Genomic DNA, 26,047 nt, shown 5'->3' with positions numbered 1-26,047 from the left:
CACCCTTGGCGGTGGCGCGTGCGTCCGCTAGGAGGGCCGGTCTATGGACCGTATCCTCATTCGCGGCGGCAACCGGCTGTCGGGCCGCCTGAAAATCTCGGGCGCGAAGAACGCCGCGCTCACCCTGATGCCTTGCGCGATCCTGACCGACGAACCGGTCACGCTGCGCAACCTGCCGCGCCTCGCCGACGTCGACGGGTTCGGCCATCTGCTCAACCAGATCGGCGCGTCTACCCGCGTCGAGGGCACGCGTCCGGAGGATTTCGGCCGGGTCATGACGATCCGCGCGGGGCAGCTCTTCTCGACCGAGGCGCCCTATGACATCGTGCGCAAGATGCGCGCGTCGATCCTGGTGCTCGGCCCCATCCTGGCGCGCATGGGCGAGGCGCGGGTGTCGCTGCCCGGCGGCTGCGCGATCGGCAACCGTCCGATCGACCTGCACCTGAAGGCGCTGGAGGCGCTGGGCGCCGAGATCGAGCTGACCGCCGGTTACGTGAAGGCCAGCGCGCCGGGCGGTCGCTTGCCTGGTGGACGCTATACCTTCCCGGTGGTGTCGGTCGGCGCGACCGAGAATGCGCTGATGGCCGCCGTGACGGCCAAGGGCACCTCGGTCCTGGGCAATGCCGCGCGCGAGCCCGAGATTGTCGACCTCTGCCGGTTGCTGATCGCGATGGGCGCGCGGATCGACGGCGTCGGCACCGAGACGCTGACCATCGAGGGTGTCGATCGGCTGCACGGCGCGACCTATTCGGTGATGCCCGACCGGATCGAGGCGGGCTCCTATGCCTGTGCCGCGGCGATCACCGGCGGCGACCTGGAACTGGTCGGTGCCTGTGCCGAGGATATGCGCGCGACGCTCGCCGCGCTGACCGAGGCGGGCGTCACCGTCGAGGAGAAGCGCGATTCGATCCGCGTCACCGCGCACGGCCCGCTCCAGCCGCTGACCCTGTCGACCGCACCCTATCCGGGCTTCGCCACCGACATGCAGGCGCAGTTCATGGCGATGCTGTGCAAGGCGGGGGGCACCAGCACCCTGACCGAGACGATCTTCGAGAACCGCTATATGCACGTGCCCGAACTGGCGCGGATGGGCGCGGACATCCAGGTCCATGGCCGCACCGCGATGGTGAAGGGCGTCGACAAGCTGACCGGCGCGCCGGTGATGGCGACGGACCTGCGCGCCTCGATGAGCCTGATCCTGGCTGGCCTGGCAGCGGAAGGCGAGACGTCGGTCGCCCGCGTGTACCACCTCGATCGCGGTTATGAGCGGCTGGAGGAGAAGCTGTCGGCCGTCGGCGCGGACATCGAGCGCGTCGGGGACTAACCTCCTATTCCTCCCCTTGCAGGGGAGGGGGACCATCCGAGGGATGGTGGAGGGGTGTCCCCGCTGGCCGAGACACCCCTCCGTCAGCGCTGCGCGCTGCCACCTCCCCTTACAGGGGAGAAACGAGACGCCCTACGTCACCAACCGTTTCAACGTCTCCACCCGGTCCGCTTCGGCGGCGGGTTTGTCGGTGCGGATGCGGGCGATGCGGGGGAAGCGCATGGCGACGCCGGATTTGTGCCGCTTCGACTCGTGGATCGAATCGAACGCGATCTCCAGCACGAGTGTCTTTTCCACCTCGCGTACCGGGCCGAAGCGGTGGACCGTATGCGCGCGCACGAAACGGTCCAGTGCACGCAGTTCCTCGTCGGTGATCCCCGAATAGGCCTTGCCGACGGGCAGCAACTCGCCCTCCTCGGTCCAGCAGCCGAAGGTATAGTCGCTATAATAGCTCGACCGGCGACCATTGCCGCGCTGCGCGTACATCATCACGCAATCGGCGGTCAGCGGATCGCGTTTCCATTTGTACCACAGGCCGACACGCCGCCCGCCGCTATAGGGAGAATCTCGCCGCTTGAGCATCACGCCCTCGATCGCCGCGTCGCGGGCGGTGGCGCGTAAGGCTTCGAGGGCGGTGAAATCCTCCGCCTCGATCACCGCGCTGACGTCGAACCGGTCGGGATCGAGTTTGGCGGCGAAAGCCTCCAACCGCTGCCGCCGCTCGGTCCAGGGGAGGGCGCGCACATCCTCGGTCCCGTCGACCAATATGTCATAGAGCCGGACGAAGGCGGGATAATCGGCCAGCATCTTCGCCGACACCGTCTTGCGCCCGAGGCGTTGCTGGAGCGCGTTGAAGCTGGCGGCACCCCCGCCATCCTCCAGCGTGCCGCCCTGATGCTCGCCCTTGACCAGTAGCTCGCCGTCGACTGCACCGACCTTATCGAAGGCGCTGGCGACATCGGGAAAGGCGTGGGTCACGTCGTCGCCGGTGCGGCTATAGAGTCGCGTCTGGCCCGCGACATGGACGATCTGCACCCGGATGCCGTCCCATTTCCATTCGGCGGCATAGTCGGTCAGGTCGACCCGCAGATCCTCCAGCGGATGCGCGAGCATGAAGGGGCGGAAGACCGGCACATCGGCGGGTGTCGGCTGCGCGCCGGTGCCCTCGCCCCAGGCGAAGAGTTCGGCATAGGGCGGCGACAGGCCGTGCCAGACTTCCTCCACCGCCTCGACATCCAACCCAAAATGCTGGGCGAAGGCGGTCTTGGCGAGCCGGGCGGACAGGCCGATGCGCAGGCCCCCGGTCGCCATCTTGAGCAGCGCGAACCGCTCCTCCGCCGTCATCCGGTCGAGCATGTCGGCCAGCACGGCGGGTGCGTCCGAGCGCGACAGATGCCGCAATCGCTCCACCACCGCGCTGACCGACAATGGCATGGGATCGAGCGGGTGGTCGGGTGCGGGCCAGAGCAAAGCGACCGTCTCGGCGGTGTCGCCGACATAGTCGCGGCTCATGCGGAACAGCACGGGGTCGACCCGCTGTTCGATCAGCGCGCGGATCAGCGCGGGCTTGACGCCCGGCAGGTCGAGATCGCCCGTCAACGCCGCCATCGCCCAACCCCGGTCGGGATCGGGCGTGGCGGCGAGGTAATCCGCGACCAGCTTCAGCTTGGCATTGCGCGAGCGCGTATAGATCAGCGCATCGAGCAGGGCCGCGAATTCGCGCATCGACGCGTCAGTCGATCGCGTTCTTCACCGACTTGCCCGCGACCAGCCCGAGCACCAGGAAGATCACGAACAGCGCGATCGCGATGAAGAACAGGATCTTGGCGATCCCGACGAACGCGCCGCCAATGCCACCGAAGCCGAGCGCACCCAGCACGAGGCCGGCGACGAGAAAGATGATGGCGAGCTTGAGCATGGGGCAATCCTCCTGACCTGATAGGAGGGTAACCGGCGGGGAGGGTTGCTGTTCCGCTTACGGATCGTCAGAACGCCAGCGGATGCAGATCGGGTTCGGCCCAGTTCCGGCGCGCCGCCACGCTGAACAGGATTTCGCGGCTCCAATGAGCGAGAAGCCAATCCGGACTGCCGAGACGAGAGGTCATCAGCGCGGCATGAACGATATGCAGGGGCACCGTTTCCGCATGACCGGCAAGGCAGAATGCAGCGCCGCGCATCGATGCCAATGTGATCGTGTGATGATAGCCGCTCGTGTCGGTGTTCGCGATATGGGTTGCTTCGTTATATCGGGTGATGAGCGCTCGTATTGCGTCTGCCTTGGCCAAGTCTGGGCGATGGCGGCATAGCCAAAGCGCCGCGGCGAAGTGACCCGCATGGGTCCATTCGCTTTTGGGCAAGGTACGATCGATGATGCCGGATGCCACATGTTCGATGGCGTCGTCGTCGGTAAAATACATGGCCTTGTCGTCCTTGGGAAAAGGCCCAACCGGCATAAAAAACCCCGCCGATTGGGCGGGGTGGTCAGCATCGGACTGATGGATAGGGTTCAGCTATCCCATGAGCCGAGCGCGCACACAGACACCGCCGTCAGATTGCGGCGATCGTGTTGGGTCGGAACGAATGCGCGGTTCATGGGCCGATTTTATGGTTTTGCAATTTCGCCATCAAGCCGGTTTTCATGCCAAACGAGACGCAGAGAAAGGCCCCCCTTTTGCGCCCTGCGGGACGTTATCGGGTCCTGCCATGCACATGCGGGTTGGCTTGGGCAGCGGCATAACCGCAAGGCCGGGCGATACCACGCACCGCTACACGCTGCGTGCATGATGGCGTGCGTGTCAGGCGAGTCGCTGCGGTGTCGGGTCGCCACGTTCCTCGATAAGCTGCGCACGGGCGGTCACGAGGCATTCGGCATAATGGACGCGCACGGCATCCAAAGGCACGCCCGACAGGGCTGACAGGCGTTCCAGCGACGCCTCTTCAGTCAGCGTCGCCACGATCCCGGCCGCGATGTTGTCCGACAGGCCCAGGATTTGCACTAAATTCTTGGTCGCGCGCGAGCGCTGGCGGAACTCGAAATCCATCAGCCGCGCCGATTCGAACTCTTCCTTTTTCCGAAACGCGCGGCCGAGATCGAAGACCATGATCTCGATATAGGGGGAGCCGGTCATCGGGAAAAGCCGGCGGTATCGCCCGGTTCTCCCGGCAAGGCGGATATGAAAAAGCCCCGGCTTTCACCGGGGCTTTTCCTGCATCATCGAGCGGGTCGAATCACCCCTTGCGACCGGCCTCGAACAGGAACCAGGCGCGTTCCTCGGCCTGGTCGGTCCATTCGTCGACGATGCCGCTGGTAGCATTGTCCTTGGCTTCCTCGGCGGCGTCCTTCACCACGCGGAAGCGCTCGACCAGCTTGAGATTGTCGTCGCGCAGTTCGACCAGCATATCGGCGGCGGAGACGAATTCGCGGTCATTGTCGACGATGGTCTGGCGGCGCGCGATGTCGCCGATCGAGCGCAGCGTGACGTTGCCGGTCTTGCGCACGCGCTCGGCAATGGCGTCGGTCACGCCCAGGATCTGTGCGGCCTGATCGTCGAGCATCAGGTGATAGTCGCGGAAATGCGGGCCCGAGACGTGCCAGTGGAAATTCTTGGTCTTCAGGTACAGCGCGTAGCAGTCGGCGAGCGCGCCGTTCAGCGCATCGGCGACGCTGGCGGTGGCGTTGCGGCTCAGGTCGGTCGGCGTATCGAGCGCCGGATTGATATCGGACATGGATAGGCTCCCGCTATCGATAGTGTTGCTGTCTGGATCGTTGCGTGAACGATCCGATGACGCAAACGCTCCCGCAAATCCATGCGTAAAGCCCGCGCAGAGTGATCGACGCCCTAGATCAGGCCCCGCGCGGACAGGGCGATGATGGTGCCGGCAAGTAGCATCACCGCGCCGCCGCCGATCCGGATCAGGCGCAGCGGCAGGCGTCGCCAGTCCCGTTCGCCCAGTAGAATGGCGGGCAGTACCGCGCCCGCCGTTCCGATCAGCGCACCGGGCAGCGCCGCCCAGGGCAGCGGCGACCGCGCGGCAGCCATCGCGATGACGAAGGCGGGCGAATCGGCCAGCATGATCGCCCCGCCGCCGAGCATCGCGATGCCGAACGCGCCCAGACGCGGAGAGCCAAAGGGCGACACGCGCGGTGGCAGTCGTCCCAGCAGACCCGCGCCTGCCAGACCGATCGCGAGCCCGAGCAACAGGGTCCGCGTCTCCGGCGTCAGGCTGGGGGCGATCGTGACGCCCAGCTGGACCGCGACGCCGACGACGATCAGTTGCGCGGCCAGGACGCCAAGCATCACCGCGCCCGGCCGGCCTGTCCGATCGGTCGTCTGCGCCGCCAGCGCGGCCACCCGTCCGGCGCCCTGCGCGAGCAGTGCGGAGACCAGCGCGATCATCAGCACATCCATTCAGCCCGCCAGCCGCGCCGAACAGGCCAGCGCGAATCGGTCGGCGGCTTCATAATCCTGCCGCTCGCTCGCCACCGCCTCGGTCAGCATCGCCAGCCAGCCATGGACGGGCGGCGGTGTTTCGCTGCGTGCCAGGACGCGTTCGATGAAATGGGTGACGGTGACGGCGGGGGTCAGGCCATGCGCATGGGCGATCCGGCGAATCGCCTCCACCTTGGCCGCCAGATCGGCGGCGGCGGCATAGGGGACGCTGACGTCCAGCGCCGCGATTCGCGCCCAGAGCTGCGCGCGGACATCCGCTGCCGATTCGCCCGTACCGCCCGATTCGCTTTCACCCATTGGCTTTCGTCCCATGGCGTTTCCGTCCGGCCTTGGCGGCCGACACCCCGCCCGCGCGGGGATGTGACGCTATGCCCATCCGCGTAAAGAGCGGCTTAAATGGGGCGAAAAGCTTGACTCATGCGGGTCCATGGGCCATGGGCGGCGCTTATATAGCGGCGGCTCCGGCTGCCGCTTTCGCTTTTTCACGCATACAGGAACCAGGTCATGGCCAAGCCGACCACCGTCAAGATCAAGCTCGTCAGCTCGGCTGATACCGGCTTCTTTTACGTCACGAAGAAGAACCCGCGCACCAAGACCGAGAAGCTGAGCTTCAACAAGTACGACCCGGTCGTGCGCAAGCATGTCGAGTTCAAGGAAGCCAAGATCAAGTAATTCGCGAGGGGGGCGACCGTTCGCGTCGCCCCGTGAATGCTTGAAGGCGTGAAGCCGCCGTCCGTCAGGGCGCGCGGCTTTTTGTCGTTGGTTTTTGTATTGCCGCGAGCCAAGCGCGCACCCCCTCCCGCAGGCGGGAGGGGGCCGGGGGGAGGGCAGAGAGTCTCACCGAGACCGCCGCCTGTGGCTTTCCCTCCCCCATCCCCTCCAGCCTGCGGGAGGGGCGTGCCCTTGGCTGGCGGCGGGTGTGAACAACACGGCTTTGAAAGGGGACTACGCCGCCGCCGGGTACAGCGTGGCGATCAGCCAGTCGTGGAACAGCTTCACCGATTTCTGCTGAAGCGCACGCGGGCGGCAGACGAACCAGTGGCTGTACGGGCTGTCGACCTCGATATCGAACAGGCGGACGAGCCGTGGGTCCTGGGCATGTTCGAAATGGCTGGCGTGCATGAAGGCGACGCCCAGTCCCTGCGCCGCCGCCTCCAGCATCAGCCCGCCCGAGTCGAAAAAGTCGATCGCCTTGGGCTTGATGTTGGTCAGCCCCGCCGCCTGGCACCAGGCGGTGAAGGCGTCGGGCATTTCGCGGTGGAGCAGCGCGGTCATGCCGTTCATCTGTTCGGGGCGGAGCAGGGGATTGGGGCCCTCGATCAGCCGCTTCGAGCCTATGACATAGACTTTGTTGAAATCCAGCCGCTTGGCATAGAGCGACGGGTCGATGTCGCGGCCCAGCGCGATCACTGCGTCCAGCCCGTCGCCCAGCCGGGTGATGCCATGCCCGGCGGTATCGATGTCGAGATGCAGTTCGGGATGCGCGGCGCGCAGCAGCCCCATATGCGGGAACAGCCGCTGCGCCGCATAGAGCGGCAGCACGCCGAGCCGCAGCCGCAGCACCTCCTGTCCGCTGGTCATCGCCTCCACCGCGTCGGACAATTGGTCGAGCAGCGGCGCGATCTGCTCCATCAATAGTTGGCCGTCGTCATTGGGCACCATCGCCTGGTGCCGCCTGGCGAATAGCGGCTTGCCGACGAAGCGCTCCAGCGTCTGCACACGCCGGCTGAGTGCGGGCGCGGACAAAGCCAGTTCCTCGGCGGCCGCCTTGATGGAGCCCAGGCGCACCACCTGGACGAAGGCTTCGATCGCACCCAGCGGGGGGAGCCTGCGCATCTCGCACCTGTTGTTTGATACCCTCTCGACCAGAGAATTGCATAAACTGCAATCATAGCCAAGCTTTTCGCACTTGCAACATAGCGTGCTGCGCCGCAAAAGGAACGGGCCTTTCAGGCATCCTCTCCTAAAAACTTTTACGGGCTGGTCGTTTCGATCGGCCCTTTTTTTTGCCTCCGCTTGGCGGGCCGGCCTTTCGCTGGCCGGAACCCGCCCCCACGTCCCGCGCTTTCGTGTTTCAGACACTTTGCCAAGGGACGATCATGGCCGACAGCGACGCGCCGACCCGCAAGATACAGGTGGCCAATAGCCGCCCCGAGGATTCCGGGCGCGGCCTGGCCCATCTGCCGCGCACGCTGATGGCGGCGCTGGGCATTACCGAGGGCGATGTCGTCGAGATCGTCGGCAAGCAGGCGACACCGGCGCGCGCGGTCGCGCCCTATCCCGAGGACGAGGGCCTCGATCTGCTGCGCATCGATGGGTTGCAGCGGGCGAATGCCGGCGTCGGCTCGGGCGATTTCGTCGAGGTGCGCCGCGTCGAATCGAAGCCCGCGACGCGCGTCGTCTTCGCCCCCGCACAGCAGAATCTGCGGCTTCAGGGCTCGGCGCAGGCATTGAAGCGCACCTTCTTCAACCGCCCGCTCTGCCAGGGCGATGTGGTGGCCACCGCAGGGCAGCAGCGCGTCACCAACATGCCGCCGGGCGTCGCGCAGTTCATGAATGCGCCCGCCTATGCGCTCCAGGAAATCCGCCTCGCGGTCGTCGCGGCCAGCCCCAAGGGCGTGGTCCATATCGACGAGAATACCGAGGTCGAGCTGCGCCCCGAATATGAGGAACCGCGTGAGGCCCGCCGTGCCGACGTCACGTACGATGACATTGGCGGCATGGCCTCGACCATCGACCAGTTGCGCGAGATGGTCGAACTGCCGCTGCGCTATCCCGAATTGTTCGAGCGGCTGGGGGTCGAGCCGCCCAAGGGCGTGCTGCTGCATGGCCCGCCCGGCACCGGCAAGACGCGCCTCGCGCGTGCGGTGGCCAATGAATCGGATGCGCAGTTCTTTCTGATCAACGGCCCCGAAATCATGGGCTCGGCGTACGGCGAATCCGAGCAGCGGCTGCGCGAGATTTTCGAGGAGGCGACTAAGTCCGCGCCCTCGATCGTGTTCATCGACGAGATCGATTCGATCGCACCCAAGCGCGACCGGGTGCAGGGCGAGGCGGAGAAGCGGCTCGTCGCGCAGCTCCTGACCCTGATGGACGGACTGGAGGCGCGCGCGAATCTCGTCATCATCGCCGCGACCAACCGGCCCGAGGCGATCGACGAGGCGCTCAGGCGGCCGGGCCGGTTCGACCGCGAGATCGTGGTCGGCGTTCCCGACGAGCGCGGGCGGCGCGAGATTCTCGGCATCCATACGCGCGGCATGCCGCTGGGCGACAAGGTCGATCTGGCCGAGCTGGCGCGCACCACCTTCGGCTTCGTCGGTGCCGATCTGGCCGCACTGACCCGCGAGGCGGCGATCGAGGCGGTACGGCGGATCATGCCGCGCCTGAACCTGGAGGAGCGGACGATCCCCGCCGAGGTGCTCGACACGCTGTCGGTGACGCGCGAGGACTTCATGGAGGCGCTGAAGCGCGTCCAGCCCTCGGCGATGCGCGAGGTGATGGTGCAGGCGCCGACCGTGCGCTGGGAGGATGTCGGCGGGCTCGACACCGCGCAGATGAAGCTGAAGGAAGGCGTCGAGCTGCCGCTGAAGGACCCGGATGCGTTCCGGCGGCTGGGCATCCGGCCGGCCAAGGGGTTCCTGCTCTATGGCCCGCCCGGCACCGGTAAGACTTTGCTCGCCAAGGCGGTGGCGCGCGAGGCGCAGGCCAATTTCATCGCCACCAAGTCGAGCGACCTGCTGTCCAAATGGTATGGTGAGAGCGAGCAGCAGATCACCCGCCTGTTCCAGCGCGCGCGGCAGGTGGCGCCGACAGTGATCTTCATCGACGAACTCGATTCGCTGGTGCCCGCGCGCGGCGGTGGCCTGGGCGAGCCGCAGGTGACCGAGCGGGTGGTCAACACCATCCTGGCCGAGATGGACGGGCTGGAGGAGCTCCAGTCGGTCGTCGTGATCGGTGCGACCAACCGGCCCAATCTGGTCGACCCCGCGCTGCTCCGGCCGGGGCGGTTCGACGAGCTGATCTATGTCGGTGTGCCAGACGAGGCGGGGCGGCGGCGGATTCTGGGTATCCAGACCGCCAAGATGCCGCTGGCGGCGGACGTGGACCTGAATGATGTGGCGGCGCGGACCGACCGCTTCACCGGCGCGGACTTGGGCGATGTCGTGCGCCGGGCGGGCCTGATCGCGTTGCGCAAGTCGCTGGGCGCGACCCAGGTCGACATGGCCGCGTTCGACGAGGCGCTGACCGAGGCGCGCGCGAGCGTCACCCCGGAGATGGAGCGCGATTACGAACAGATCGCCGCCAAGCTGAAACAGGACGCGGCGGCGATCCAGCCGATCGGCTTCATCGCGCCGGGGATGCTGACGCCGAGGGGCGACAAGCAGCCCTAGCTTGCTAAGCCCTCATCTTAATTAAGCCCCTCCTCCCGGCAGGGGGGAGGGGTTTGGGGTGGGGGCTTCGCCACAAGCGATGGTCTCGGTGAGACTCCTTGCCCTCCCCCATCCCCTCCCGCCTGCGGGAGGGGAGCGGCAAGATCGAAGGTCAGGATTTATCGCCCCACATATAACTCCGCCCGACCTCGGCCACCGCAATCTCATAAGCCGAATACCATTCCGCCCGCCCACGCTCGCGGATCGCCGCATGCTCGGGATGCTCACGCCACGCCAAGGCGCTGGCCTCATCCGCCCACCAGTTGACGGTAATGCCCAGCCCATCCGCCCCGCGCGCGCTGTCGACGCCGCGATAGCCCGGTTGTTGCGCGGCGAGCGTTTCCATCGCATCGGCGGCCGCCGCATAGCCTTGGGCGTCGCTATCCCTCCGTTGCGACACGAAAATCACCGCGATCTGCCCCGTCCGATCCATTCTCCGCCCCCTTTTGCCAGTCCGCTTTGCGACGGAATGCACCCCCCGACCGCAACCCAATAGCTTGAAAGTCGTTCGGCACCTGTGCGACGAGGGGGTTTCCCTCGCGCGTCCTCCTCGCGGGGATCACGAACGACAGGAACTCGATGCCCAGCTCGACCACCGCCGCGCGCAAGTCCCGCACCGACGCCACGGGTTATCCGTCGCCCGGCCAGATGTTCTTTCAGCAGTTCCTGAAGCATCCGGTGATGGTGGGCTCGATCATCCCGTCCTCGGGCAAGCTGATCCGCAAGATGCTGGGTCCGGTCGACTGGGCCAATACCAAGCTGTTCGTCGAATATGGCCCCGGCGTCGGCACCTTCTGCCGCCCGATCCTGGAGCGGATGGCACCCGACGCCAAGCTGATCGCGATCGATACCAATGCCGATTTCTGCGATTATCTCAGCCACACCATCGTCGATTCCCGCTTCGCGGCGGTGAACGGATCGGCGGCTGACGTGCAGAAGATCGTGCGCGACCATGGGTTCGATCATGCCGACTATGTCCTGTCGGGCCTGCCCTTCTCGACCCTGCCGCCCGGCGTCGGCCCCGCGATCGCGCAGGCGACGCATGACGTGCTGCGCCCCGGCGGTGCCTTCCTGGTCTATCAGTTCAGCCCCAAGGTGAAGGACTTCCTGGTTCCGCACTGGTCGAACATCGACCATGACATGGAATGGTGGAACGTACCCCCCGCCCAGCTCTACTGGGCTTGGAAGGACTGACCTTTTTCGTCATTGCGAGGGTAGCGAAGCAATCCAGGGCCGGATCAGGACGCCCTGGATTGCTTCGCTACCCTCGCAATGACGTTGGCTTCGGATCAATCGCCATCGGGCGATTCGATCCCGAAATTCAGCCCGCGCGACACTGACGGGTCGATCACCGCGATCAGCAGATAGGCCGCGAACTGGCGCAACCGCTGGAACCAGTTGGTGTGGCGCTTGTACCAGTCGGGCGTGATCGCCTCCGACCGCGCGACCTCCCCGTCGATATAGGCGCGGACATGGCGGGCGAAGGCGGCGTCCTCGATCCGCAGCATCAGCTCCAGATTCACGAACAGGCTGCGCATGTCGAAATTGGCCGAGCCGACATGCACCGCGTCGTCGATGACGTATAATTTCGTATGCAGCTTGGTGAGCTGATATTCGAAGATCCGCACGCCCTTGCGCAACAGGCCCGCATAGGTGAAGCGCGCCGCCGCGATCGTCGCCTGATTGTCCGACTTGCCTGCCGTGACGATGCGCACCTGCGCGTCGCGGCGCCCGGCGCGGTCGAGCCGGCGGAGCATGGTGGGGCTGGGGGTGAAATAGGCCGCGATCACGTCGATCCGCCGCCCGCGCCGCATGTCGTCGCGCACCGTCCGCGCCCAGGGCGACAGCCGCCGGGTGGGGCCGCCGATCAGCCAGCGTAGGGGCCCCGCCGGCTCGCTCCAATGCGCCAGTGCCTTGTTCAGGTTGCGCAACCGTCCCTTGGGGTTCTGCGTCCAGGCGAACAGCGCATCGAAATAGCCCGCCATCCGCGCCGCCGCCGGCCCCTCGACCAACAGGCCCAGGTCGCGCCAGCTCTGGTCGGCGGGGGTGCCGAAATAATCATCCTCGATATTGAAGCCGCCGATGATGATCCGGGAATCGTGCCCGGCATCGGCCAGCGCCAGCTTCTGGTGATTGCGCAGCAGATAGCGGCGGCCGAAGCGCGGCTCGAACCGCGACAGCCGCGCGCCCGCCTCCAGCAGGGGGCGGAAGAAATCCTCGTCCGCGCCGGCGCCGAATCCGTCGACGATCACGCTGACCGCCACCCCGCGCCGGGCGGCGTCGATCATCGCATCGCGCACCCGCCGCCCGGTCGCATCGTCGGCATAGATATAATAGAGGATACGCAGACAGTGCCGCGCCCCCGCGATCAGCGCCAGCAACGCCTCCAGCCGCCGGGGTCCCGTATCCAGCAGGGTCAGGCGGTGGCCATCGACCCGGAAGACCGGTTGCTCGGGGGGCTGGTCGGGCGGCGGGGCGACGGAAATGGGGCGGGTCCTCCGGCAGATGATCCTGTCGAAAGCGTAACGGTCGAGGTGACGCGCATGTTGCACCGGCCATGGCTTTTGACTTGGGCGCCCGTTGCTGCTAGGTGGCCCGCTTTCATCCCAGCATTATTTGCGAAGGACACACGCATGGCGCGCGTCACCGTCGAGGATTGCGTCGACAAGGTTCCCAACCGTTTCGATCTGGTGCTGTTCGCGGCGCAGCGGGCCCGTCAGATTTCGGGTGGTGCGGATCTGACCGTCGATCGCGATCGCGACAAAAACCCGGTCGTCGCGCTGCGCGAGATCGCCGAGGAAACCGTTCGTCCGACTCATTTGGAAGAAGCAGTCGTCAACAGCCTGCAGCGCGTCCAGATCGACGACGAGGACGAGGCGGATGACGTCGGCAGCCTGCAGGCCTCGGCCGAGGCGCTGCGCCTGACCGCCGCCGCCCCGCCGCGCAACCAAAATCTGGGTGCCGATTACGACGGCTGATCCGCCGTCCGGACTCCCGATATGAAAAGGGCCGGTGCGAACCCTCGCGCCGGCCCTTTTGCATGGGCTCAGTAACCCCAGCCGCCGCCATGCCAGTAATCCCAGCGCGCGGCGTGGCGCTCATGCCGGGCGAAACGCACGTCGCGCCGAGCCTCGGCTCGCCGGACGGCGGCGGCATGGGCATAGGCATCGGCCGCACGATAATCGCCATAATAGGCGGCGGTATCGGCGGCGCGCTGGTCCCGTCCGGCCTGATAGGCGTGGATCGCGGCCCCGCGACCGGCCCGGTGCGCCATGTAATCGTCGTAACGCCAGTCCTGCGCCCCGGCGGCCGTCGCCACCAGCGTACCGCCGGCCAGGGCCAGCAACAGGCCCGTCTTGAGCATCTTCATGACCTTCATCCCAATGCAAAGCAGCTCCCGGTGACGGGCAGACTGCGCCGGCCAAGCTGAACCGCCGGTGGCGGGAGCGTTCAGCGTCGTGGCAGGATGACGACGGGAATCGGTTCGGTTTTCGGATGGGGCCAAGATACTGGCACATGGGCGAAATGCCGGCCTATGGTCCGATCTTGACGGGCGCTTAACCAATCCCGGTCAGACCGGGGGCATGGAAATGCGCAAGATCTGCAGCGGGTGCCGGGACGGTATCGATTTCGACATACCGTTCGCGATGGCGTTCCAGCCGATCGTCGACACGCATACCGGCCAACCCTTCGCCTATGAAGCGCTGGTGCGCGGACTGGACGGATCGGGCGCTTACGGCGTGCTGTCGCGCGTGACCGAGGAGAATCGCTACTCGTTCGACCAGGCGTGCCGGGTGAAGGCGATCGAAAGCGCGATGGTGGCGGGCCTGATGGATACCGACGCGCGACTGTCGATCAACTTCCTGCCTAACGCGGTCTATTCGCCGCTGGCCTGTATCCAGCTGACCATGCGCACCGCGCAGTCGGTCAACATGCCGATCGACCGGCTGATCTTCGAATTCACCGAGAACGAGGAAATGGGCTCGCCCGAACATGTCGCGAGCATCATCGACACCTATAAGCAGATCGGCTTTTCGGTCGCGATCGACGATTTCGGCGCGGGCCATTCGGGCCTCGACATGTTCGCGCGCTTCGTGCCCGACGAGATCAAGCTCGACATGGAGCTGATCCGCGACATCGACACCAATCCCCGTCGCCGCGCGATCGTGCGATCGATGGTGTCGCTGTGCGCCGAACTCGACACGCTGCTGATCGCCGAGGGGATCGAGACGGCGGCGGAAGCGGCGACGCTCAACGACCTCGGCGTCCGCTATCACCAGGGTTACTGGTATGCCCGCCCCGAACTCGAACGCCTGCCGCGGATACACGCGGACGCGCTGGTCGGCTGAAAATGCGCGGCACGACTATGTCGCGACTTGGCGGTGATGCCCTCACCGGATGACGTGCGGACTGCGGCATCCAGGAGGGCCCTGAGAGGCGGGCGCGATAACCTTCATTCCTTCCCCGCAAGGGGAGGGGGACCATGCGCAGCATGGTGGAGGGGTGTAACCGGTTGCGGTTCCGTCCCATTCTCAGATGGTGACACCCCTCCGTCAGGCCTGCGGCCTGCCACCTCCCCTTGCAGGGGAGGAATGCCGTGCATGTCGATCGGCATGCTCCCCCACTGAACGGCGCCGTCCTTCGATCCCTCAATAGGCGTAGGCGCGGACCAAGTCGTAGAGATAGTCGCGCCCGTCATAGAGCGACTTGATCGGAATCCGCTCGTTCAGGCCGTGGATGCCCGACATGTCCTTCTCGATGAAGATGCCCGGCGCGCCGTAGACGGGGATGCCGATCGCCTGGAAGAAGATGCCGTCGGTCGCGCCGGTCGACATCATCGGCACCATCGCGACGCCGGGGAAGTGCTTGGCCGCGACCGTCTTCATCGGGCCGATGATCTTCGGGTCCAGCTTGGGCGGGATCGCGGTCGGGCGCACCGGCTGGTTGGCGGTGACGGTGATCTTGGGCCCCGCCAGTTCCTTCAGCTTCGCCAGCGTCCCCTCGACCGTTTCGCCGGGAAAGATGCGGCAGTTGATATTGGCGGTCGCGCGCTGGGGCAGGGCGTTTTCGGCATGGCCGGCCTGCAGCAGCGTCGCGACGCAGGTGGTGCGCAGCGTCGAATGCAGCGCCTTGTCCCGGCTGACGATCGCATCGGCCGCCTTGTCGGTCGGATCGGCGAGCAACCGGGTGATCGCATCGCCCAGCTGGCCGCCGACGCGCTGCGCGGTCGCGGTCAGGAAGGCGCGGGTCGTATCGGTCAGGATGACGGGGAATTCATAACCCTGCACCGCCTTCACCGCATCGGCGAGTTCGTAGATCGCGTTTTCCGGTGTCGGCTGCGAGCTGTGGCCGCCGGGGTTGGTGGCCAGGAAGGTGTAGTTCTGCGCCGCCTTCTCGCCGACCTGCACCGCCAGCAACTGCCGCTGGCCCTGGTCGTCCAGCCGGCCACCGCCGCCCTCGTTCAGGACGAACTCGGCGGCGATCAGGTCGGGCTTGTTCTTGGCCAGCCATTCCGCACCGTTGAAGGCGAAGGTCGTCTCCTCGCCACAGGTCAGCGCCATCTTGATGGTGCGCTTGGGCGGGGTCTTTTTCAGGCGGATCAGCGTGTCGGCCCAGACCGCGCTCATCGCCTTGTCGTCGACGGTGCCGCGCCCGTAATAATAGCCGCCCTCCGCGATCAGTTTGAACGGATCGCGGGTCCAGTCCTCGCGCTTGGCCTCGACCACGTCGAGATGGCCGAGCAGCAGCATCGGCTTCAGCCTCTTGTCGGTGCCGGGCAGGACTGCGACGATGCCGCCGTCCTTGGGATGGTCGGGCACCGAGAACAGGGTGATGTCGGCATCGCTATAGCCCGCCGCCTTCAGCCGGTCGGCGATCTGCGACGCGGCCTGGGTGCAGCTGCCCACCGACAGCGCGGTGTTGGTCTCGACCAGCTGTTTGTAGAGGTCGAAGAACGCCTTCTGGTCGGGCCGATCCTGTGCCGCCGCGATACCCGGCAGCATCGCCCCGGGAATCGCCAGTGCCGCGGCCACCCCGCCGAGCCATTTTGCCAACCGCATATGATCCCCCTGCTTTTTCCGTGTCGGCGGGGAATAGAGCGTGTCGGGGCGGTGCGCGCAAGTCGTTGGCGGTGATGCCCCTCCACCACGCCCTTGCGGGCGCGGTCCCCCTCCCCAAGCACAGCTTGGGGAGGATTTGGAGCGTCATTCCTCCCCAAGCTGTGCTTGGGGAGGGGGACCATCCGAAGGATGGTGGAGGGGCATGGCCGCAGGCCATACCCGCGAGCGGCAGGAAACGCGCCTAATCCTTTGCCCCGGACCGTTTTCGCGCTAGCAGTCGCCGATGGACCAGCCCGACATTGCCGCTCGCCCCCGCCTGATCTCGCCCTCGCTGTTCGCGCTGTCGATCTTTTACGGCGGCATGGTGTGTATCGCGGGCGTGCTGGGCAACAAGCAGGTGGCGCTGGGGCCGCTGGCGGTGGAGGCGGGGATCTTCGCCTTCCTGCTGCTGGTCGTGACGTCGAGCGCGGTCGCCGAACTGCATGGGCCGCAGGTCGCCGGGCGGCTGGTGCGGGTGGGCTTCGTGCCGTTGCTGGTGTCGCTGGCGCTGTCCTTCATCGTCTATTCGCTGCCCGCCTCGCCCGAGATGATCCCGGCCAATCGCGACGCGATCCAGCTGGTGCTGGGGTCCACCTGGCGGATCTGGCTGGGCGGCATCGTCGCCTACGGCGTGTCGCAGACGCTGAACGTCACCATCTTCGCCGCGCTGAAGGGCAGGGAGGGCGGCAAGCTCCTCTGGCTGCGTGCGGCGATCGCCAGCATGCTCAGCCAGATCGTCGACACGCTGCTGTTCGTGACCATCGCCTTTTACGGCGAGTTTCCGATCGGCCCGCTGATCGTGGGCCAGATGATCGCCAAAGTCGCGCTGTCCGCCATACTGATCCCGCCGCTAATCTATGTGTTCGTGGGGTTGGGACGCAAGCTGGACCGGGCCTGACCTCGAGACCGGGCATATTGCCGGTTTTCCCCGCCGCCGCCCCGCGATAAAGGGCGGGGATGACCAACCACGATCCCGACGCCGCCCTGCTCGCCAAGGCCGAGACGCTGACCGAGGCGTTGCCCTATCTCCAGCGTTACGCGGGCAAGACCTTCGTGGTGAAATATGGCGGCCACGCCATGGGCGATCCCGAGCGGCAGCGCGACTTCGCCGAGGACATGGTGCTGCTCAAGGCGGTCGGCATCAACCCGGTGGTCGTGCATGGCGGCGGGCCGCAGATCGGCGCGATGCTCAAGCGGCTGGGCGTCGAGTCGCAGTTCGTCAACGGCCTGCGCGTCACCGACAAGGAAACCGCGCAGATCGCCGAGATGGTCCTGGCGGGATCGATCAACAAGGAAATCGTCAGCTGGATTTCCGCCGCCGGGGGCCGCGCGGTCGGCATCTCGGGCAAGGACGCCGGCCTCGTCATCGCCGAGAAGGTACAGGGGCGCGAGGCCGATCCGCTGAAAGGAATCGAGCGCCATGTCGATCTGGGCTTCGTCGGCGAGCCGGTGTCGGTCGATCCGCGCCTGATCGAAAGCCTGTGCGCGGACGGCATCATCCCCGTGATCGCGCCGGTCGCGATCGGGATGGACGGGCATACCTATAATATCAACGCCGACACCATGGCGGGCGCGATCGCCGCGCGGTTGGGCGCATCGCGCTTCTTCCTGCTGACCGATGTCGCGGGGGTTCTCGACAAGCAGGGGGAGTTGATGACCGACCTGAACCCGGCGCGGATCGCGGAGCTGCGGACGGACGGCACGATTTCGGGGGGGATGATCCCGAAACTGGAAACCTGCGTCTCGGCGGTCGAGGCCGGGGTGGACGCGGCGGTGATTTTGGACGGGCGTGTTCCGCATGGGATGCTGCTGGAGATTTTCACCAAACAGGGGGCGGGGACTCTGGTCCGGCGGTGATGTGCGTGGTGGGGTCGGGGCGTGGCCTTCGACTTCGCTCAGGCTGAACGGGGGGTGGGGGTAGCCTACCCTGGCCCCTAGCTGCTCCCCTCCCGCAAGCGGGAGGGGATGGGGGAGGGCAAGCCACAAGCGATCAACTCTGCGAGGCTCCTTGCCCTCCCCAAACCCCTCCCGCCTGCGGGAGGGGCTTAAGAAGGAAGCGGAGTCGGTCAAAAATCGACCGCGATCCCCTTCAATTCCCAATCCCCGTACCGCACCGGGTTCTTCCCCAACGGGTCCTCCTGCGGCTCCGGCTTGGCCTCGGGTTCCGGCACCGGCGGGTTCTGCGACAGATAGGCGGGCGGCTTCACATGGTCGGGGCGCTGGCCCATGGGCGGTCCTTTCGACTAAGGGGCGGATATATCGCAGCCCATGTCGGGGCTGACAGGAGTTTTGCCAAGTGACACGTCCTCCCCAATCGCCGACCCGTGGCCGCCCCGATCGCCGTGGTGGACCCAAGGGCGGTGACCGGCGCGGGGGACCGCAGCGCCCCAGCGAGCCGCTGGGCACCGCCACCCGCCGCGCGGCCATCCGCCTGCTCGACGCGGTGCTGCGTCGGGGTGAGCCGCTGGAGGCCGCGCTCGCCTCGGCGACGCGCGCGCTGGCGGGAGGACCGGACCGGGGCCTGGCGCACGCCATCGCCGCCGAGACGCTGCGCCGCCTGCCCGATCTCGACGCGCTGATCGATTCGGCGACCAAGCAGCGGCTGCCCGACGATGCCAAGGCGCGTTTCGCGCTGCGCATCGCGCTGGTGCAGGTGCTGGCGCTGGGCACGCCGCCGCACGCCGCGATCGCGACCGTGCTGCCGCTGGTCGATGGCGGCCCGCGCAAGCTGGTCCACGGCGTGTTCAGCACCATCACCAAGAGCGGCGTCCTGCTCCCCGAAATCCCCGCGCTGCCCGACGCCACCGAAGCGCGTTGGGAGGAGAATTGGGGCGAGGAGATGGTCGAGGCCGCCGCCCATGCCATCGCCGCCCCGCCGCCGCTCGACCTGACGCTGGCCGATCCCGCCGCGACCGCCGAATGGGCGGAGAAGCTGGGCGGGGTCAGCCTGCTGCCCGGTCATGTCCGCCTGCCCTCGGGCCATTCGGTGATGGAGTTGCAGGGCTTCGACGAGGGCGCCTGGTGGGTGCAGGATCTCGCCGCCTCGATCCCCGCGCGCCTGTTGGGCGAGGGGAAGGGGCATGTGCTCGACCTGTGCGCCGCGCCGGGGGGCAAGACGCTGCAGCTCGCCGCCGCCGGCTGGACCGTCACCGCGATCGACCAGTCCGAAGCCCGCCTCGCGCGGCTGAACGAGAATCTGGAGCGCACCGGCCAATCTGCCGAGGTCGTCACCGCCGACCTGCGCGAATGGGCGCCCAAGGAGCAGGCCGACGCGATCCTGGTCGACGCGCCGTGCAGCGCCAGCGGTATCTTCCGCCGCCATCCGGATGTCCTCTACCGCGTCCGCCCCGCGATCATCGCCGAGATGGCCGAATTGCAGCGCGTGATCCTGGCCCGCGCCGCCGACTGGCTGAAGCCCGGCGGCCATATGGTCTATGCCACCTGCTCGCTGGAGCCCGAGGAAGGCGAGGCGCAGATCGCGGCCTTTTTGGAGGCACGCCCCGATTATGCGCTGGTCCCTATCACCGGCGAGTGGCCGGGGGTGACCGACAAGGGCACGATCCGTACCCTGCCCACGCTCCTCGCAAAGGAGGGGCGGCTCGACGGCTTCTTCATCGCGATGCTGCAACGCAAAGGCTGACTTGGGCGCGATATGACGTTAAGGACGAATGCCATGCTCCCGGTCCGTATCGCTCCCTCCATCCTGTCCGCCGATTTCGCCAAGCTGGGCGAGGAAGTCCGCGCCATCGACGCCGCCGGCGCCGACTGGATTCACATCGATGTGATGGACGGGCATTTCGTGCCCAATATCACCATCGGCCCGGCGGTGGTGAAGGCGTTGCGCCCGCACACGACCAAGCCGTTCGACGTGCATCTGATGATTGCGCCGATCGACGCCTATCTGGATGCCTTTGCCGAGGCGGGGGCGGACACGATCACGGTGCACCCGGAGGCGGGGCCGCACATCCACCGCACGGTCCAGCATATCAAGGGGCTGGGCAAGCGCGCCGGCGTCGTGCTGAACCCCGGTACGCCGGCCAAGATGCTCGACTATCTGATCGACATGGTCGACCTGGTCCTTGTCATGAGCGTGAACCCCGGCTTTGGCGGGCAGAGCTTCATCAAGAGCCAGCTCAAGAAGATCGCGGCAATCCGCAAGATGATCGATCATTCCGGCCGTGCCATCGATCTGGAGGTCGATGGCGGGGTCGATCCGCACTGGGCCAAGCGCTGTATCGAGGCGGGCGCCGATGCGCTGGTCGCGGGGACGGCGGCCTTCCGGGGCGGGCCATCGCAATACGCCGCCAACATCGCCGCCCTGCGCGGCTGATCGGAATGCGCGAAGCGACGGACGGCGGCGCGACCGCGCAGGGCGCCGACAGCATCGAGGAAGGCAAGAGGCTGGTCCGTGTCGGCGGCGGCGGGCTGTCGCTCGCCGACCGGTTGAGCGAGCATCTCCACCGGCTGACCTGGCGCACGCCGCTCCATTCGCTGCGGCTGAAGGGCCGGCATCCGCTGAAGCTGATGGCGGTGCCCGAGGACCCGGTGCTGGGCGATATGGAGCGCGGTCATGCGCTGCTCGGCGGTGTCCTCGACTGGCGCGGTGAGGAGCGCGGGGTCGAATCGATCGATTTCGCCCATCCCGACTGGTCGAGCGGTTTCGCCGATCATCTGCACAGCTTCGCCTGGCTGCGCGACCTGTCGACCGTCGCGACGCGCGCGCAGGGTGCGCCGATCGCCGAGTACCTCATGGGACGCTGGCTCGACGCCTTTGCCGAGACGGTCGATGCCACGGCTTGGCGGCCCGATCTGTGGGGTCGGCGCATCCTGTTCTGGACCGCGCATGCGCCTTTGATCCTGTCGTCGACCGATCTTGTCTATCGCTCGCGCGTGCTCAACACGATGGCGCGTGGGGCCCGGCATCTCGATCGCGGCGCGGACAAGGCCCCGCCGGGCGTCGCGCGGATCGCGGCATGGTGCGGCGTCATCGCGGCCGGCCTGTTGCTGGCGGGCGGCGATCCGCGCCAAGCCTTTGGCGAGGCGGGACTGAACCGCGCGCTCGACAGCGGGCTGTTCGCGGACGGCGGCGTCATCGCGCGCAGCCCGGCGGTGCAGCTCGACGCGGTCATGCTGCTGACCATGATGCGCGAAGTCTATGACGCGCGTGGGCTGGCGTTTCCGGAGCATTTCCAGGCACGGCTCCAGAAGATGATCTCGGCGCTGCTCGGCGTCATGCATGGTGACCGGTCGCTGTCGAGCTGGCAGGGTTCCGGCCCCGAAACGCCCGAGCGGATCGCGGCGGTCATCGAGGCGTCGGGCGTGCGTACCCGGCCGCTGCGCCAGGCGGGCGACTGGGGTTATCAGCGGCTGGCGGCGGCGCAGACCGTGCTGGTCATGGACGCCGCGCCTCCGCCGATCGCGCGTGCGATCGAGGGCGGCTGCGCCTCGACGCTGGCGTTCGAGTTTTCGGATGGCGCGCAGCGGATCGTCGTCAATTGCGGCGGCGCGCGCGCGACCGTGGCGCAGGTGCCCGCCAGCCTGGCGCACGGGCTGCGCACCACGGCGGCGCATTCGACGCTGACCTTGGGTGACAGCAACTCCACCGCGATCCATGCCGACGGCACGCTGGGGCGCGGCGTCGCCCAGGTGGAACTCAGCCGCCAGGAATCGGACGCGGCCAGCCGGATCGAGGCGAGCCATGACGGCTATGTCCGCCGCTATGGCTTCACCCATCGTCGCCAACTGCTGCTGACCGGCGACGGGCGCGAATTGCGGGGCGAGGATGCGCTCTTGCCGGAAGGCCGCAAGCGGCAGGCGGGCAGCACCAATTTCGCGCTCCGCTTCCACCTCGGCGACGGGGTCGAGGCGATGGTGACGGCCGAGAGTGGGCAGGCGATCCTGCGGCTCGACGACGGCGCGCTGTGGCAATTCCGCTGTCGCGGGGGCACGCTGGCGATCGAGGAGTCGCTGTGGATCGACGGCACCGGGCGGCCGGTGGCGACGCAGCAGCTGGTGGTCACGGGCGAAACGCCAGCGGGCGGCGCGCATGTCAGCTGGGCATTTAAAAGGGCTCTTTAAAAGGATTATTTGCGCGGAGGCGCGGAGAACGCAGAGATGGCGGACTCGCCGCGCGGACAAGGCTTCCGCTCTGGCCGGTTGTTGGTCCGAGGGGTTTGCCACCGGGCGAAACCCCTCCGCGTTCTCCGCGCCTCCGTGCGAACAATTCTAATTCCTCCCCTGTAAGGGGAGGTGGCAGGGCGCAGCCCTGACGGAGGGGTGTCGCCCTCTCGATAGCGCAACACCCCTCCACCAGCTTCGCTGGTCCCCCTCCCCTTACAGGGGAGGATAGGCGCGCACCCCGAATCACATTTTGCGCTTCGGCGAATCGGAGTCTATCGGGTCGGCAAACTCCTCCCAGTATCAGGACCCGCTGCCCGATGGCCGTTTCGCTCCCCACCGCTCCCTCCGTCGATCTGGTGCCGGTTCGCCGCGCGCTGTTGTCGGTGTCCGACAAGACCGGCGTCATCGACCTGGCCCGCGCGCTGGCCGAGCGCGGGGTCGATCTCGTCTCGACCGGCGGTACCGCCAAGGCGATCCGTGACGCCGGCCTGCCGGTGCGCGACATCTCCGAGGTCACCAACTTCCCCGAGATGATGGACGGCCGGGTCAAGACGCTGCACCCGATGGTCCATGGCGGCCTGCTCGCGGTGCGCGACGACCCCGCCCATGCCGCCGCGATGACCGAGCATGGCATCGGCGCGATCGACCTCGTCGTCGTCAACCTCTACCCCTTCCAGCAGACCGTCGCGAAGGGCGCCGAGCGCCCCGAGATCATCGAGAATATCGACATCGGCGGCCCGTCGATGGTGCGGTCGGCGGCCAAGAATCATGGCTATGTCTCGATCCTGACCGACCCGGCCGACTATGCCGACTTCCTTGCCGATCTGGCCGCCCATGACGGCGCCTCGACGCTGAAGACCCGCCAGCGCCTCGCCGCCAAGGCGTTCGCCGCCACGGCCGCGTACGACTCGGCGATCGCACAGTGGTTCGCCTTTGCCGACCAGGGCGAGGCCTTCCCGACGACCCTGCCGCTCGCTTTCACCAGGCATCCCGAAACGCTACGTTACGGCGAGAACCCGCATCAGGTCGCCGCGCTCTATCTGCCGCAAAAGGGTGGTCAGGGCATCGCCCAGGCCGAGCAGCTGCAGGGCAAGGCGCTGAGCTACAACAATCTCAACGACGCCGATGCCGCGCTGGAGCTGGTTAGCGAGTTCATCGACGGACCGCCCACGGTCGTCATCGTCAAGCACGCCAACCCCTGCGGCGTAGCGAGCGGCGCAACGCTGCTCGAGGCCTATCAGGCGGCGTTCGCCTGCGACACGGTGTCGGCGTTCGGCGGCATCATCGCCTGCAATCGTCCGCTCGACGCCGAGACGGCGGAAGCAATTTCGGGCATCTTCACCGAGGTCGTGGTGGCCCCGGACGCGTCACCAGAAGCGCGCGCGATCTTCGCCAAGAAGAAGAACCTGCGCCTGCTGCTCTCGGGCGAACTGCCCAACCCGGCGCGCCCCGGCCTGATGATGAAGTCGATCGCGGGTGGCCTGCTCGTCCAGAGCCGCGACAATGGCCGCCTGACCGACGACATGCTGAAGGTCGTGACCAAGCGTGCGCCGACGGAGCAGGAACTGGCCGATTGCCGCTTCGCCTGGACGGTGGCCAAGCATGTGAAGTCGAACGCGATCGTCTATGCCAAGGGCGGATCGACCGCAGGCGTCGGCGCGGGCCAGATGAACCGTCTGGAATCGGCGCGCATCGCCGCGTGGAAGGCCAAGGACGCCGCCGACAAGGCCGGCTGGGCCGAGCCGCGCACCATCGGGTCGGCGGTCGCGTCGGATGCCTTCTTCCCCTTCGCCGACGGCCTGCTCGCGGCGGTCGAGGCGGGCGCGACGGCGGTGATCCAGCCGGGCGGCTCGATCCGCGACGACGAGGTCATCGCGGCGGCGGACGAAGCCGGGCTGGCGATGGTGTTCACCGGCATGCGCCACTTCCGGCATTGAGTGTCATTCCTCCCCTGTAAGGGGAGGGGGACCGCCGCGAAGCGGTGGTGGAGGGGTGTCGCCGCTGATGGTGACACCCCTCCGTCAATCCTTCGGACTGCCACCTCCCCTTGCAGGGGAGGACAAAGTTACCGCGTGATTCCGCCCGCATGCGGCAGCGTCGCCTCTTCGGCGCGCGGAGCCTTGCCGAACAGCGCGCGGTCTGCCGGGCCGAAGGCCCAGCGCCACAGGATCAGCAGATAGGTCGCCGCGATCGCCGGCTCGCCGAACAGCAGCTCGGCCCATTCCAGCCGCTTGGGCAGCAGCGTGAACGCGCCCCCGACCAGCGTTGCGGCCAGCGCCGCCCAGATCAGCGGCCAGCGGAAGGGCGAAACCGGCGCCTTCAGGATACTCGCCAGCGTTCGCGCCTTCAGGATCGAGGTCAGCGTGACGCTGACCGCCAGTGCCACCGCCGGTCCCGCCGCCGCCCAGGTCTCGGGCCAGCCGAGCGACCGCATCCCCAGGATCAGCGCGAAACTCAGGCCGATCTGCACCCCCAGCATCGCGATCGAGATCATCAGGTTGCGATGCCGCGCGGTATAGACCAGTGCCGATTCACATACCGCGCCGGTGGAGGACAGCACCTCGGCGAACAACAGGAAGGCGAGCGCGGCGGTGCCCGAGACGAATTGCGGTCCGACCACGCCCATCACCGCCTCGCCCGGGATCGATCCCATCAGCGCCAGGCACCCCTGCGCCGCGATGATCCAGAAGGCGACCTGGCGCACCTGCCGCGCGATCGCGGCCATGTCGCCATTGGCCAGGCTCTGGGTGATGACGGGGCCGAGGATCGGGTCGAAACTGGTCTTCAGCTTCTGCGGCAGCGAGGAGACCTGCTGCGCCATATAATAGATGCCGACGATGCGCGGCTCGAACATCACGCCCAGGATGAAGCGGTCGACGTTGCGCGTGCCCCATTCCAGCGCGTCGGCCCCGGCCAGTGGCGCATTGGCGCGGGCGAGCGCGAAGACGCGCGACAGCTGCGGCGTCCAGCCGCGCGGCAGGCCATAGCTGCGCAGGAACGGCACCAGGCTGGCGATCATCGCCGCGATCATCGAGGCGACATAGGACAGGACCAGCCCGTCGCGGATCGTGAAGAAGGAGAACAGCCAGGCGGCGATCGACACCGTCCAGGGTTCGACCACCGCGCGCGCGGTCACCGCCGCCTTGACGTTCAGGCGATAGGCGAGCGCGGCCAGGCTGACATCGGACCAGGCGATGGCGACGATGATCGCGGGCAGCCAGCGGTCGAGCCCGCTGATCGCGCTGTTGGGATAGACCAGCTCGGGGAACAGGAACAGGAAGCAGCTCGCCGCGATCGAGGCGAGGAAGGCCAGCGCCATCGCATCCCACACGACATGCGCATGCGGCCGCTCGGTCGAGGCCAGCGCCTGCGCCAGCCCGCGCTTCATCCCCAGCGTCGCGAGCAGCGCCGCCAGTTCGACCACCACCACCGCGATCGCGAACCGCCCGACCAGATCGGGGCCATAGATGCGCCCCGCGATGAACAGGAAGGGGATGCGCGCCGCCAGCCGCAGGACGAAGCCCGCGATATTGGTGCGCCCCCCCTTGGCGAGCGTATCGATGTCCTGGCTTTGCGCCATTAGCGGGTGCGGGGTCCTGAGGTCATTTGCCCTCCCCTGTAAGC

General features: G+C 67.2%; 26 protein-coding genes. 12 read left to right on the top strand and 14 right to left on the bottom strand.

The window, feature by feature from the left end; translation table 11 throughout:
- The first annotated feature begins 43 nt into the window (after positions 1 to 43).
- The gene (gene murA / locus ACQHGV_RS14955; protein ID WP_440978777.1) at positions 44 to 1,324 is read left to right on the top strand and encodes a UDP-N-acetylglucosamine 1-carboxyvinyltransferase; all 1,281 of its coding nucleotides are present in this window, start codon (positions 44 to 46) and stop codon (positions 1,322 to 1,324) included.
- Positions 1,325 to 1,456: 132 nt separating this feature from the next.
- Here murA and ACQHGV_RS14950 read toward each other — a convergent pair whose 3' ends face one another.
- From ACQHGV_RS14950 to ACQHGV_RS14920, 7 genes are all read right to left on the bottom strand, one after another.
- Positions 1,457 to 3,049, bottom strand: a complete 1,593-nt coding sequence (locus ACQHGV_RS14950; protein ID WP_440978776.1) for a cisplatin damage response ATP-dependent DNA ligase — start codon at positions 3,047 to 3,049, stop codon at positions 1,457 to 1,459.
- A gap of 7 nt (positions 3,050 to 3,056) precedes the next feature.
- Positions 3,057 to 3,242 (bottom strand): DUF1328 family protein, encoded by a 186-nt coding sequence (locus ACQHGV_RS14945; RefSeq protein WP_183952338.1) that lies wholly within the window; start codon positions 3,240 to 3,242, stop codon positions 3,057 to 3,059.
- A 67-nt stretch (positions 3,243 to 3,309) separates the two neighbouring features.
- Positions 3,310 to 3,741 (bottom strand): hypothetical protein, encoded by a 432-nt coding sequence (locus tag ACQHGV_RS14940; RefSeq protein WP_440978775.1) that lies wholly within the window; start codon positions 3,739 to 3,741, stop codon positions 3,310 to 3,312.
- 378 nt (positions 3,742 to 4,119) lie between these two features.
- The gene (locus ACQHGV_RS14935; RefSeq protein WP_440978774.1) at positions 4,120 to 4,452 is read right to left on the bottom strand and encodes a hypothetical protein; all 333 of its coding nucleotides are present in this window, start codon (positions 4,450 to 4,452) and stop codon (positions 4,120 to 4,122) included.
- A 100-nt stretch (positions 4,453 to 4,552) separates the two neighbouring features.
- Positions 4,553 to 5,050: a Dps family protein gene (locus ACQHGV_RS14930; RefSeq protein WP_409790506.1), complete on the bottom strand. Its 498-nt coding sequence runs from the start codon at positions 5,048 to 5,050 to the stop codon at positions 4,553 to 4,555.
- Positions 5,051 to 5,163: 113 nt separating this feature from the next.
- Positions 5,164 to 5,721, bottom strand: coding sequence for a hypothetical protein (locus ACQHGV_RS14925; protein WP_440978773.1), 558 nt, complete (start codon positions 5,719 to 5,721; stop codon positions 5,164 to 5,166).
- A gap of 12 nt (positions 5,722 to 5,733) precedes the next feature.
- On the bottom strand, positions 5,734 to 6,072 hold the full coding sequence (locus ACQHGV_RS14920; RefSeq protein WP_440978772.1) for a hypothetical protein: 339 nt from the start codon (positions 6,070 to 6,072) through the stop codon (positions 5,734 to 5,736).
- Positions 6,073 to 6,279: 207 nt separating this feature from the next.
- Here ACQHGV_RS14920 and rpmG point away from each other — a divergent pair, with 207 nt between their 5' ends.
- The gene (rpmG, locus tag ACQHGV_RS14915) at positions 6,280 to 6,447 is read left to right on the top strand and encodes a 50S ribosomal protein L33 (protein WP_007407030.1); all 168 of its coding nucleotides are present in this window, start codon (positions 6,280 to 6,282) and stop codon (positions 6,445 to 6,447) included.
- Between the two features lie 273 nt (positions 6,448 to 6,720).
- Here the strand turns inward: rpmG and ACQHGV_RS14910 are convergent, their stop codons facing one another.
- Positions 6,721 to 7,611 (bottom strand): LysR substrate-binding domain-containing protein, encoded by an 891-nt coding sequence (locus tag ACQHGV_RS14910; RefSeq protein ID WP_409790514.1) that lies wholly within the window; start codon positions 7,609 to 7,611, stop codon positions 6,721 to 6,723.
- A gap of 263 nt (positions 7,612 to 7,874) precedes the next feature.
- On the opposite strand from ACQHGV_RS14910, the gene ACQHGV_RS14905 reads away from it, so the two are divergent.
- Positions 7,875 to 10,166: a CDC48 family AAA ATPase gene (locus ACQHGV_RS14905; protein ID WP_440978771.1), complete on the top strand. Its 2,292-nt coding sequence runs from the start codon at positions 7,875 to 7,877 to the stop codon at positions 10,164 to 10,166.
- A gap of 151 nt (positions 10,167 to 10,317) precedes the next feature.
- Here ACQHGV_RS14905 and ACQHGV_RS14900 read toward each other — a convergent pair whose 3' ends face one another.
- Complete coding sequence (locus ACQHGV_RS14900) at positions 10,318 to 10,638, bottom strand: antibiotic biosynthesis monooxygenase family protein (RefSeq protein WP_440978770.1); 321 nt, start codon at positions 10,636 to 10,638, stop codon at positions 10,318 to 10,320.
- Positions 10,639 to 10,784: 146 nt separating this feature from the next.
- Between ACQHGV_RS14900 and ACQHGV_RS14895 the strand changes: the two genes are divergently transcribed.
- Positions 10,785 to 11,399: a class I SAM-dependent methyltransferase gene (locus ACQHGV_RS14895; RefSeq protein WP_409790522.1), complete on the top strand. Its 615-nt coding sequence runs from the start codon at positions 10,785 to 10,787 to the stop codon at positions 11,397 to 11,399.
- 95 nt (positions 11,400 to 11,494) lie between these two features.
- Here the strand turns inward: ACQHGV_RS14895 and ACQHGV_RS14890 are convergent, their stop codons facing one another.
- Entirely contained in the window at positions 11,495 to 12,691 is a 1,197-nt protein-coding gene (locus ACQHGV_RS14890; protein ID WP_440980219.1) for a phospholipase D-like domain-containing protein, read from the bottom strand.
- Between the two features lie 147 nt (positions 12,692 to 12,838).
- Between ACQHGV_RS14890 and rpoZ the strand changes: the two genes are divergently transcribed.
- On the top strand, positions 12,839 to 13,183 hold the full coding sequence (gene rpoZ, locus ACQHGV_RS14885; RefSeq protein WP_007407028.1) for a DNA-directed RNA polymerase subunit omega: 345 nt from the start codon (positions 12,839 to 12,841) through the stop codon (positions 13,181 to 13,183).
- 68 nt (positions 13,184 to 13,251) lie between these two features.
- Here the strand turns inward: rpoZ and ACQHGV_RS14880 are convergent, their stop codons facing one another.
- Positions 13,252 to 13,575 (bottom strand): hypothetical protein, encoded by a 324-nt coding sequence (locus tag ACQHGV_RS14880; protein WP_409790525.1) that lies wholly within the window; start codon positions 13,573 to 13,575, stop codon positions 13,252 to 13,254.
- 220 nt (positions 13,576 to 13,795) lie between these two features.
- On the opposite strand from ACQHGV_RS14880, the gene ACQHGV_RS14875 reads away from it, so the two are divergent.
- On the top strand, positions 13,796 to 14,554 hold the full coding sequence (locus ACQHGV_RS14875; protein ID WP_440978769.1) for an EAL domain-containing protein: 759 nt from the start codon (positions 13,796 to 13,798) through the stop codon (positions 14,552 to 14,554).
- Positions 14,555 to 14,854: 300 nt separating this feature from the next.
- Here ACQHGV_RS14875 and ACQHGV_RS14870 read toward each other — a convergent pair whose 3' ends face one another.
- A complete protein-coding gene (locus tag ACQHGV_RS14870) occupies positions 14,855 to 16,264 on the bottom strand; it encodes a M20/M25/M40 family metallo-hydrolase (RefSeq protein ID WP_440978768.1) in 1,410 nt (469 codons plus the stop codon).
- Positions 16,265 to 16,547: 283 nt separating this feature from the next.
- Here ACQHGV_RS14870 and ACQHGV_RS14865 point away from each other — a divergent pair, with 283 nt between their 5' ends.
- Positions 16,548 to 17,201 carry a queuosine precursor transporter gene (locus tag ACQHGV_RS14865; RefSeq protein WP_183952967.1) on the top strand — a complete coding sequence of 218 codons (654 nt, stop codon included), beginning with the start codon at positions 16,548 to 16,550 and terminating at the stop codon, positions 17,199 to 17,201.
- A gap of 59 nt (positions 17,202 to 17,260) precedes the next feature.
- Positions 17,261 to 18,160 (top strand): acetylglutamate kinase, encoded by a 900-nt coding sequence (gene argB, locus ACQHGV_RS14860; protein ID WP_183952968.1) that lies wholly within the window; start codon positions 17,261 to 17,263, stop codon positions 18,158 to 18,160.
- Between the two features lie 209 nt (positions 18,161 to 18,369).
- Here argB and ACQHGV_RS14855 read toward each other — a convergent pair whose 3' ends face one another.
- Positions 18,370 to 18,531 (bottom strand): DUF1674 domain-containing protein, encoded by a 162-nt coding sequence (locus ACQHGV_RS14855; protein ID WP_440978767.1) that lies wholly within the window; start codon positions 18,529 to 18,531, stop codon positions 18,370 to 18,372.
- 68 nt (positions 18,532 to 18,599) lie between these two features.
- Here ACQHGV_RS14855 and ACQHGV_RS14850 point away from each other — a divergent pair, with 68 nt between their 5' ends.
- The 4 genes from ACQHGV_RS14850 (at position 18,600) to purH (ending at position 24,360) form a co-directional block, all read left to right on the top strand.
- A complete protein-coding gene (locus tag ACQHGV_RS14850) occupies positions 18,600 to 19,943 on the top strand; it encodes an RsmB/NOP family class I SAM-dependent RNA methyltransferase (protein ID WP_440978766.1) in 1,344 nt (447 codons plus the stop codon).
- Between the two features lie 33 nt (positions 19,944 to 19,976).
- The gene (gene rpe, locus ACQHGV_RS14845) at positions 19,977 to 20,633 is read left to right on the top strand and encodes a ribulose-phosphate 3-epimerase (RefSeq protein WP_440978765.1); all 657 of its coding nucleotides are present in this window, start codon (positions 19,977 to 19,979) and stop codon (positions 20,631 to 20,633) included.
- A gap of 5 nt (positions 20,634 to 20,638) precedes the next feature.
- Complete coding sequence (locus tag ACQHGV_RS14840; RefSeq protein ID WP_440978764.1) at positions 20,639 to 22,381, top strand: heparinase II/III family protein; 1,743 nt, start codon at positions 20,639 to 20,641, stop codon at positions 22,379 to 22,381.
- 359 nt (positions 22,382 to 22,740) lie between these two features.
- The gene (purH, locus tag ACQHGV_RS14835; RefSeq protein ID WP_440978763.1) at positions 22,741 to 24,360 is read left to right on the top strand and encodes a bifunctional phosphoribosylaminoimidazolecarboxamide formyltransferase/IMP cyclohydrolase; all 1,620 of its coding nucleotides are present in this window, start codon (positions 22,741 to 22,743) and stop codon (positions 24,358 to 24,360) included.
- Positions 24,361 to 24,488: 128 nt separating this feature from the next.
- Here purH and ACQHGV_RS14830 read toward each other — a convergent pair whose 3' ends face one another.
- Complete coding sequence (locus tag ACQHGV_RS14830; protein WP_440978762.1) at positions 24,489 to 26,003, bottom strand: lipopolysaccharide biosynthesis protein; 1,515 nt, start codon at positions 26,001 to 26,003, stop codon at positions 24,489 to 24,491.
- Between the last annotated feature and the right edge of the window lie 44 nt (positions 26,004 to 26,047).

This window comes from Sphingomonas pseudosanguinis (assembly GCF_052056765.1).
Classification (GTDB): domain Bacteria; phylum Pseudomonadota; class Alphaproteobacteria; order Sphingomonadales; family Sphingomonadaceae; genus Sphingomonas; species Sphingomonas pseudosanguinis.
The sequence above is the reverse complement of the archived record's forward strand: the minus strand, read 5'-3'. Positions and strand labels throughout refer to the sequence as shown.

What these genes read in the sequence shown, in the direction of transcription:
- murA (WP_440978777.1), top strand. Translation starts at nt 44, where the DNA reads ATGGACCGTATCCTCATTCGCGGCGGCAACCGGCTGTCGGGCCGCCTG.
- ACQHGV_RS14950 (WP_440978776.1), bottom strand. Translation starts at nt 3,049, where the DNA reads ATGCGCGAATTCGCGGCCCTGCTCGATGCGCTGATCTATACGCGCTCG.
- ACQHGV_RS14945 (WP_183952338.1), bottom strand. Translation starts at nt 3,242, where the DNA reads ATGCTCAAGCTCGCCATCATCTTTCTCGTCGCCGGCCTCGTGCTGGGT.
- ACQHGV_RS14940 (WP_440978775.1), bottom strand. Translation starts at nt 3,741, where the DNA reads ATGTATTTTACCGACGACGACGCCATCGAACATGTGGCATCCGGCATC.
- ACQHGV_RS14935 (WP_440978774.1), bottom strand. Translation starts at nt 4,452, where the DNA reads ATGACCGGCTCCCCCTATATCGAGATCATGGTCTTCGATCTCGGCCGC.
- ACQHGV_RS14930 (WP_409790506.1), bottom strand. Translation starts at nt 5,050, where the DNA reads ATGTCCGATATCAATCCGGCGCTCGATACGCCGACCGACCTGAGCCGC.
- ACQHGV_RS14925 (WP_440978773.1), bottom strand. Translation starts at nt 5,721, where the DNA reads ATGATCGCGCTGGTCTCCGCACTGCTCGCGCAGGGCGCCGGACGGGTG.
- ACQHGV_RS14920 (WP_440978772.1), bottom strand. Translation starts at nt 6,072, where the DNA reads ATGGGTGAAAGCGAATCGGGCGGTACGGGCGAATCGGCAGCGGATGTC.
- rpmG (WP_007407030.1), top strand. Translation starts at nt 6,280, where the DNA reads ATGGCCAAGCCGACCACCGTCAAGATCAAGCTCGTCAGCTCGGCTGAT.
- ACQHGV_RS14910 (WP_409790514.1), bottom strand. Translation starts at nt 7,611, where the DNA reads ATGCGCAGGCTCCCCCCGCTGGGTGCGATCGAAGCCTTCGTCCAGGTG.
- ACQHGV_RS14905 (WP_440978771.1), top strand. Translation starts at nt 7,875, where the DNA reads ATGGCCGACAGCGACGCGCCGACCCGCAAGATACAGGTGGCCAATAGC.
- ACQHGV_RS14900 (WP_440978770.1), bottom strand. Translation starts at nt 10,638, where the DNA reads ATGGATCGGACGGGGCAGATCGCGGTGATTTTCGTGTCGCAACGGAGG.
- ACQHGV_RS14895 (WP_409790522.1), top strand. Translation starts at nt 10,785, where the DNA reads ATGCCCAGCTCGACCACCGCCGCGCGCAAGTCCCGCACCGACGCCACG.
- rpoZ (WP_007407028.1), top strand. Translation starts at nt 12,839, where the DNA reads ATGGCGCGCGTCACCGTCGAGGATTGCGTCGACAAGGTTCCCAACCGT.
- ACQHGV_RS14880 (WP_409790525.1), bottom strand. Translation starts at nt 13,575, where the DNA reads ATGAAGATGCTCAAGACGGGCCTGTTGCTGGCCCTGGCCGGCGGTACG.
- ACQHGV_RS14875 (WP_440978769.1), top strand. Translation starts at nt 13,796, where the DNA reads ATGCGCAAGATCTGCAGCGGGTGCCGGGACGGTATCGATTTCGACATA.
- ACQHGV_RS14870 (WP_440978768.1), bottom strand. Translation starts at nt 16,264, where the DNA reads ATGCGGTTGGCAAAATGGCTCGGCGGGGTGGCCGCGGCACTGGCGATT.
- ACQHGV_RS14865 (WP_183952967.1), top strand. Translation starts at nt 16,548, where the DNA reads ATGGACCAGCCCGACATTGCCGCTCGCCCCCGCCTGATCTCGCCCTCG.
- argB (WP_183952968.1), top strand. Translation starts at nt 17,261, where the DNA reads ATGACCAACCACGATCCCGACGCCGCCCTGCTCGCCAAGGCCGAGACG.
- ACQHGV_RS14855 (WP_440978767.1), bottom strand. Translation starts at nt 18,531, where the DNA reads ATGGGCCAGCGCCCCGACCATGTGAAGCCGCCCGCCTATCTGTCGCAG.
- rpe (WP_440978765.1), top strand. Translation starts at nt 19,977, where the DNA reads ATGCTCCCGGTCCGTATCGCTCCCTCCATCCTGTCCGCCGATTTCGCC.
- ACQHGV_RS14840 (WP_440978764.1), top strand. Translation starts at nt 20,639, where the DNA reads ATGCGCGAAGCGACGGACGGCGGCGCGACCGCGCAGGGCGCCGACAGC.
- purH (WP_440978763.1), top strand. Translation starts at nt 22,741, where the DNA reads ATGGCCGTTTCGCTCCCCACCGCTCCCTCCGTCGATCTGGTGCCGGTT.
- ACQHGV_RS14830 (WP_440978762.1), bottom strand. Translation starts at nt 26,003, where the DNA reads ATGGCGCAAAGCCAGGACATCGATACGCTCGCCAAGGGGGGGCGCACC.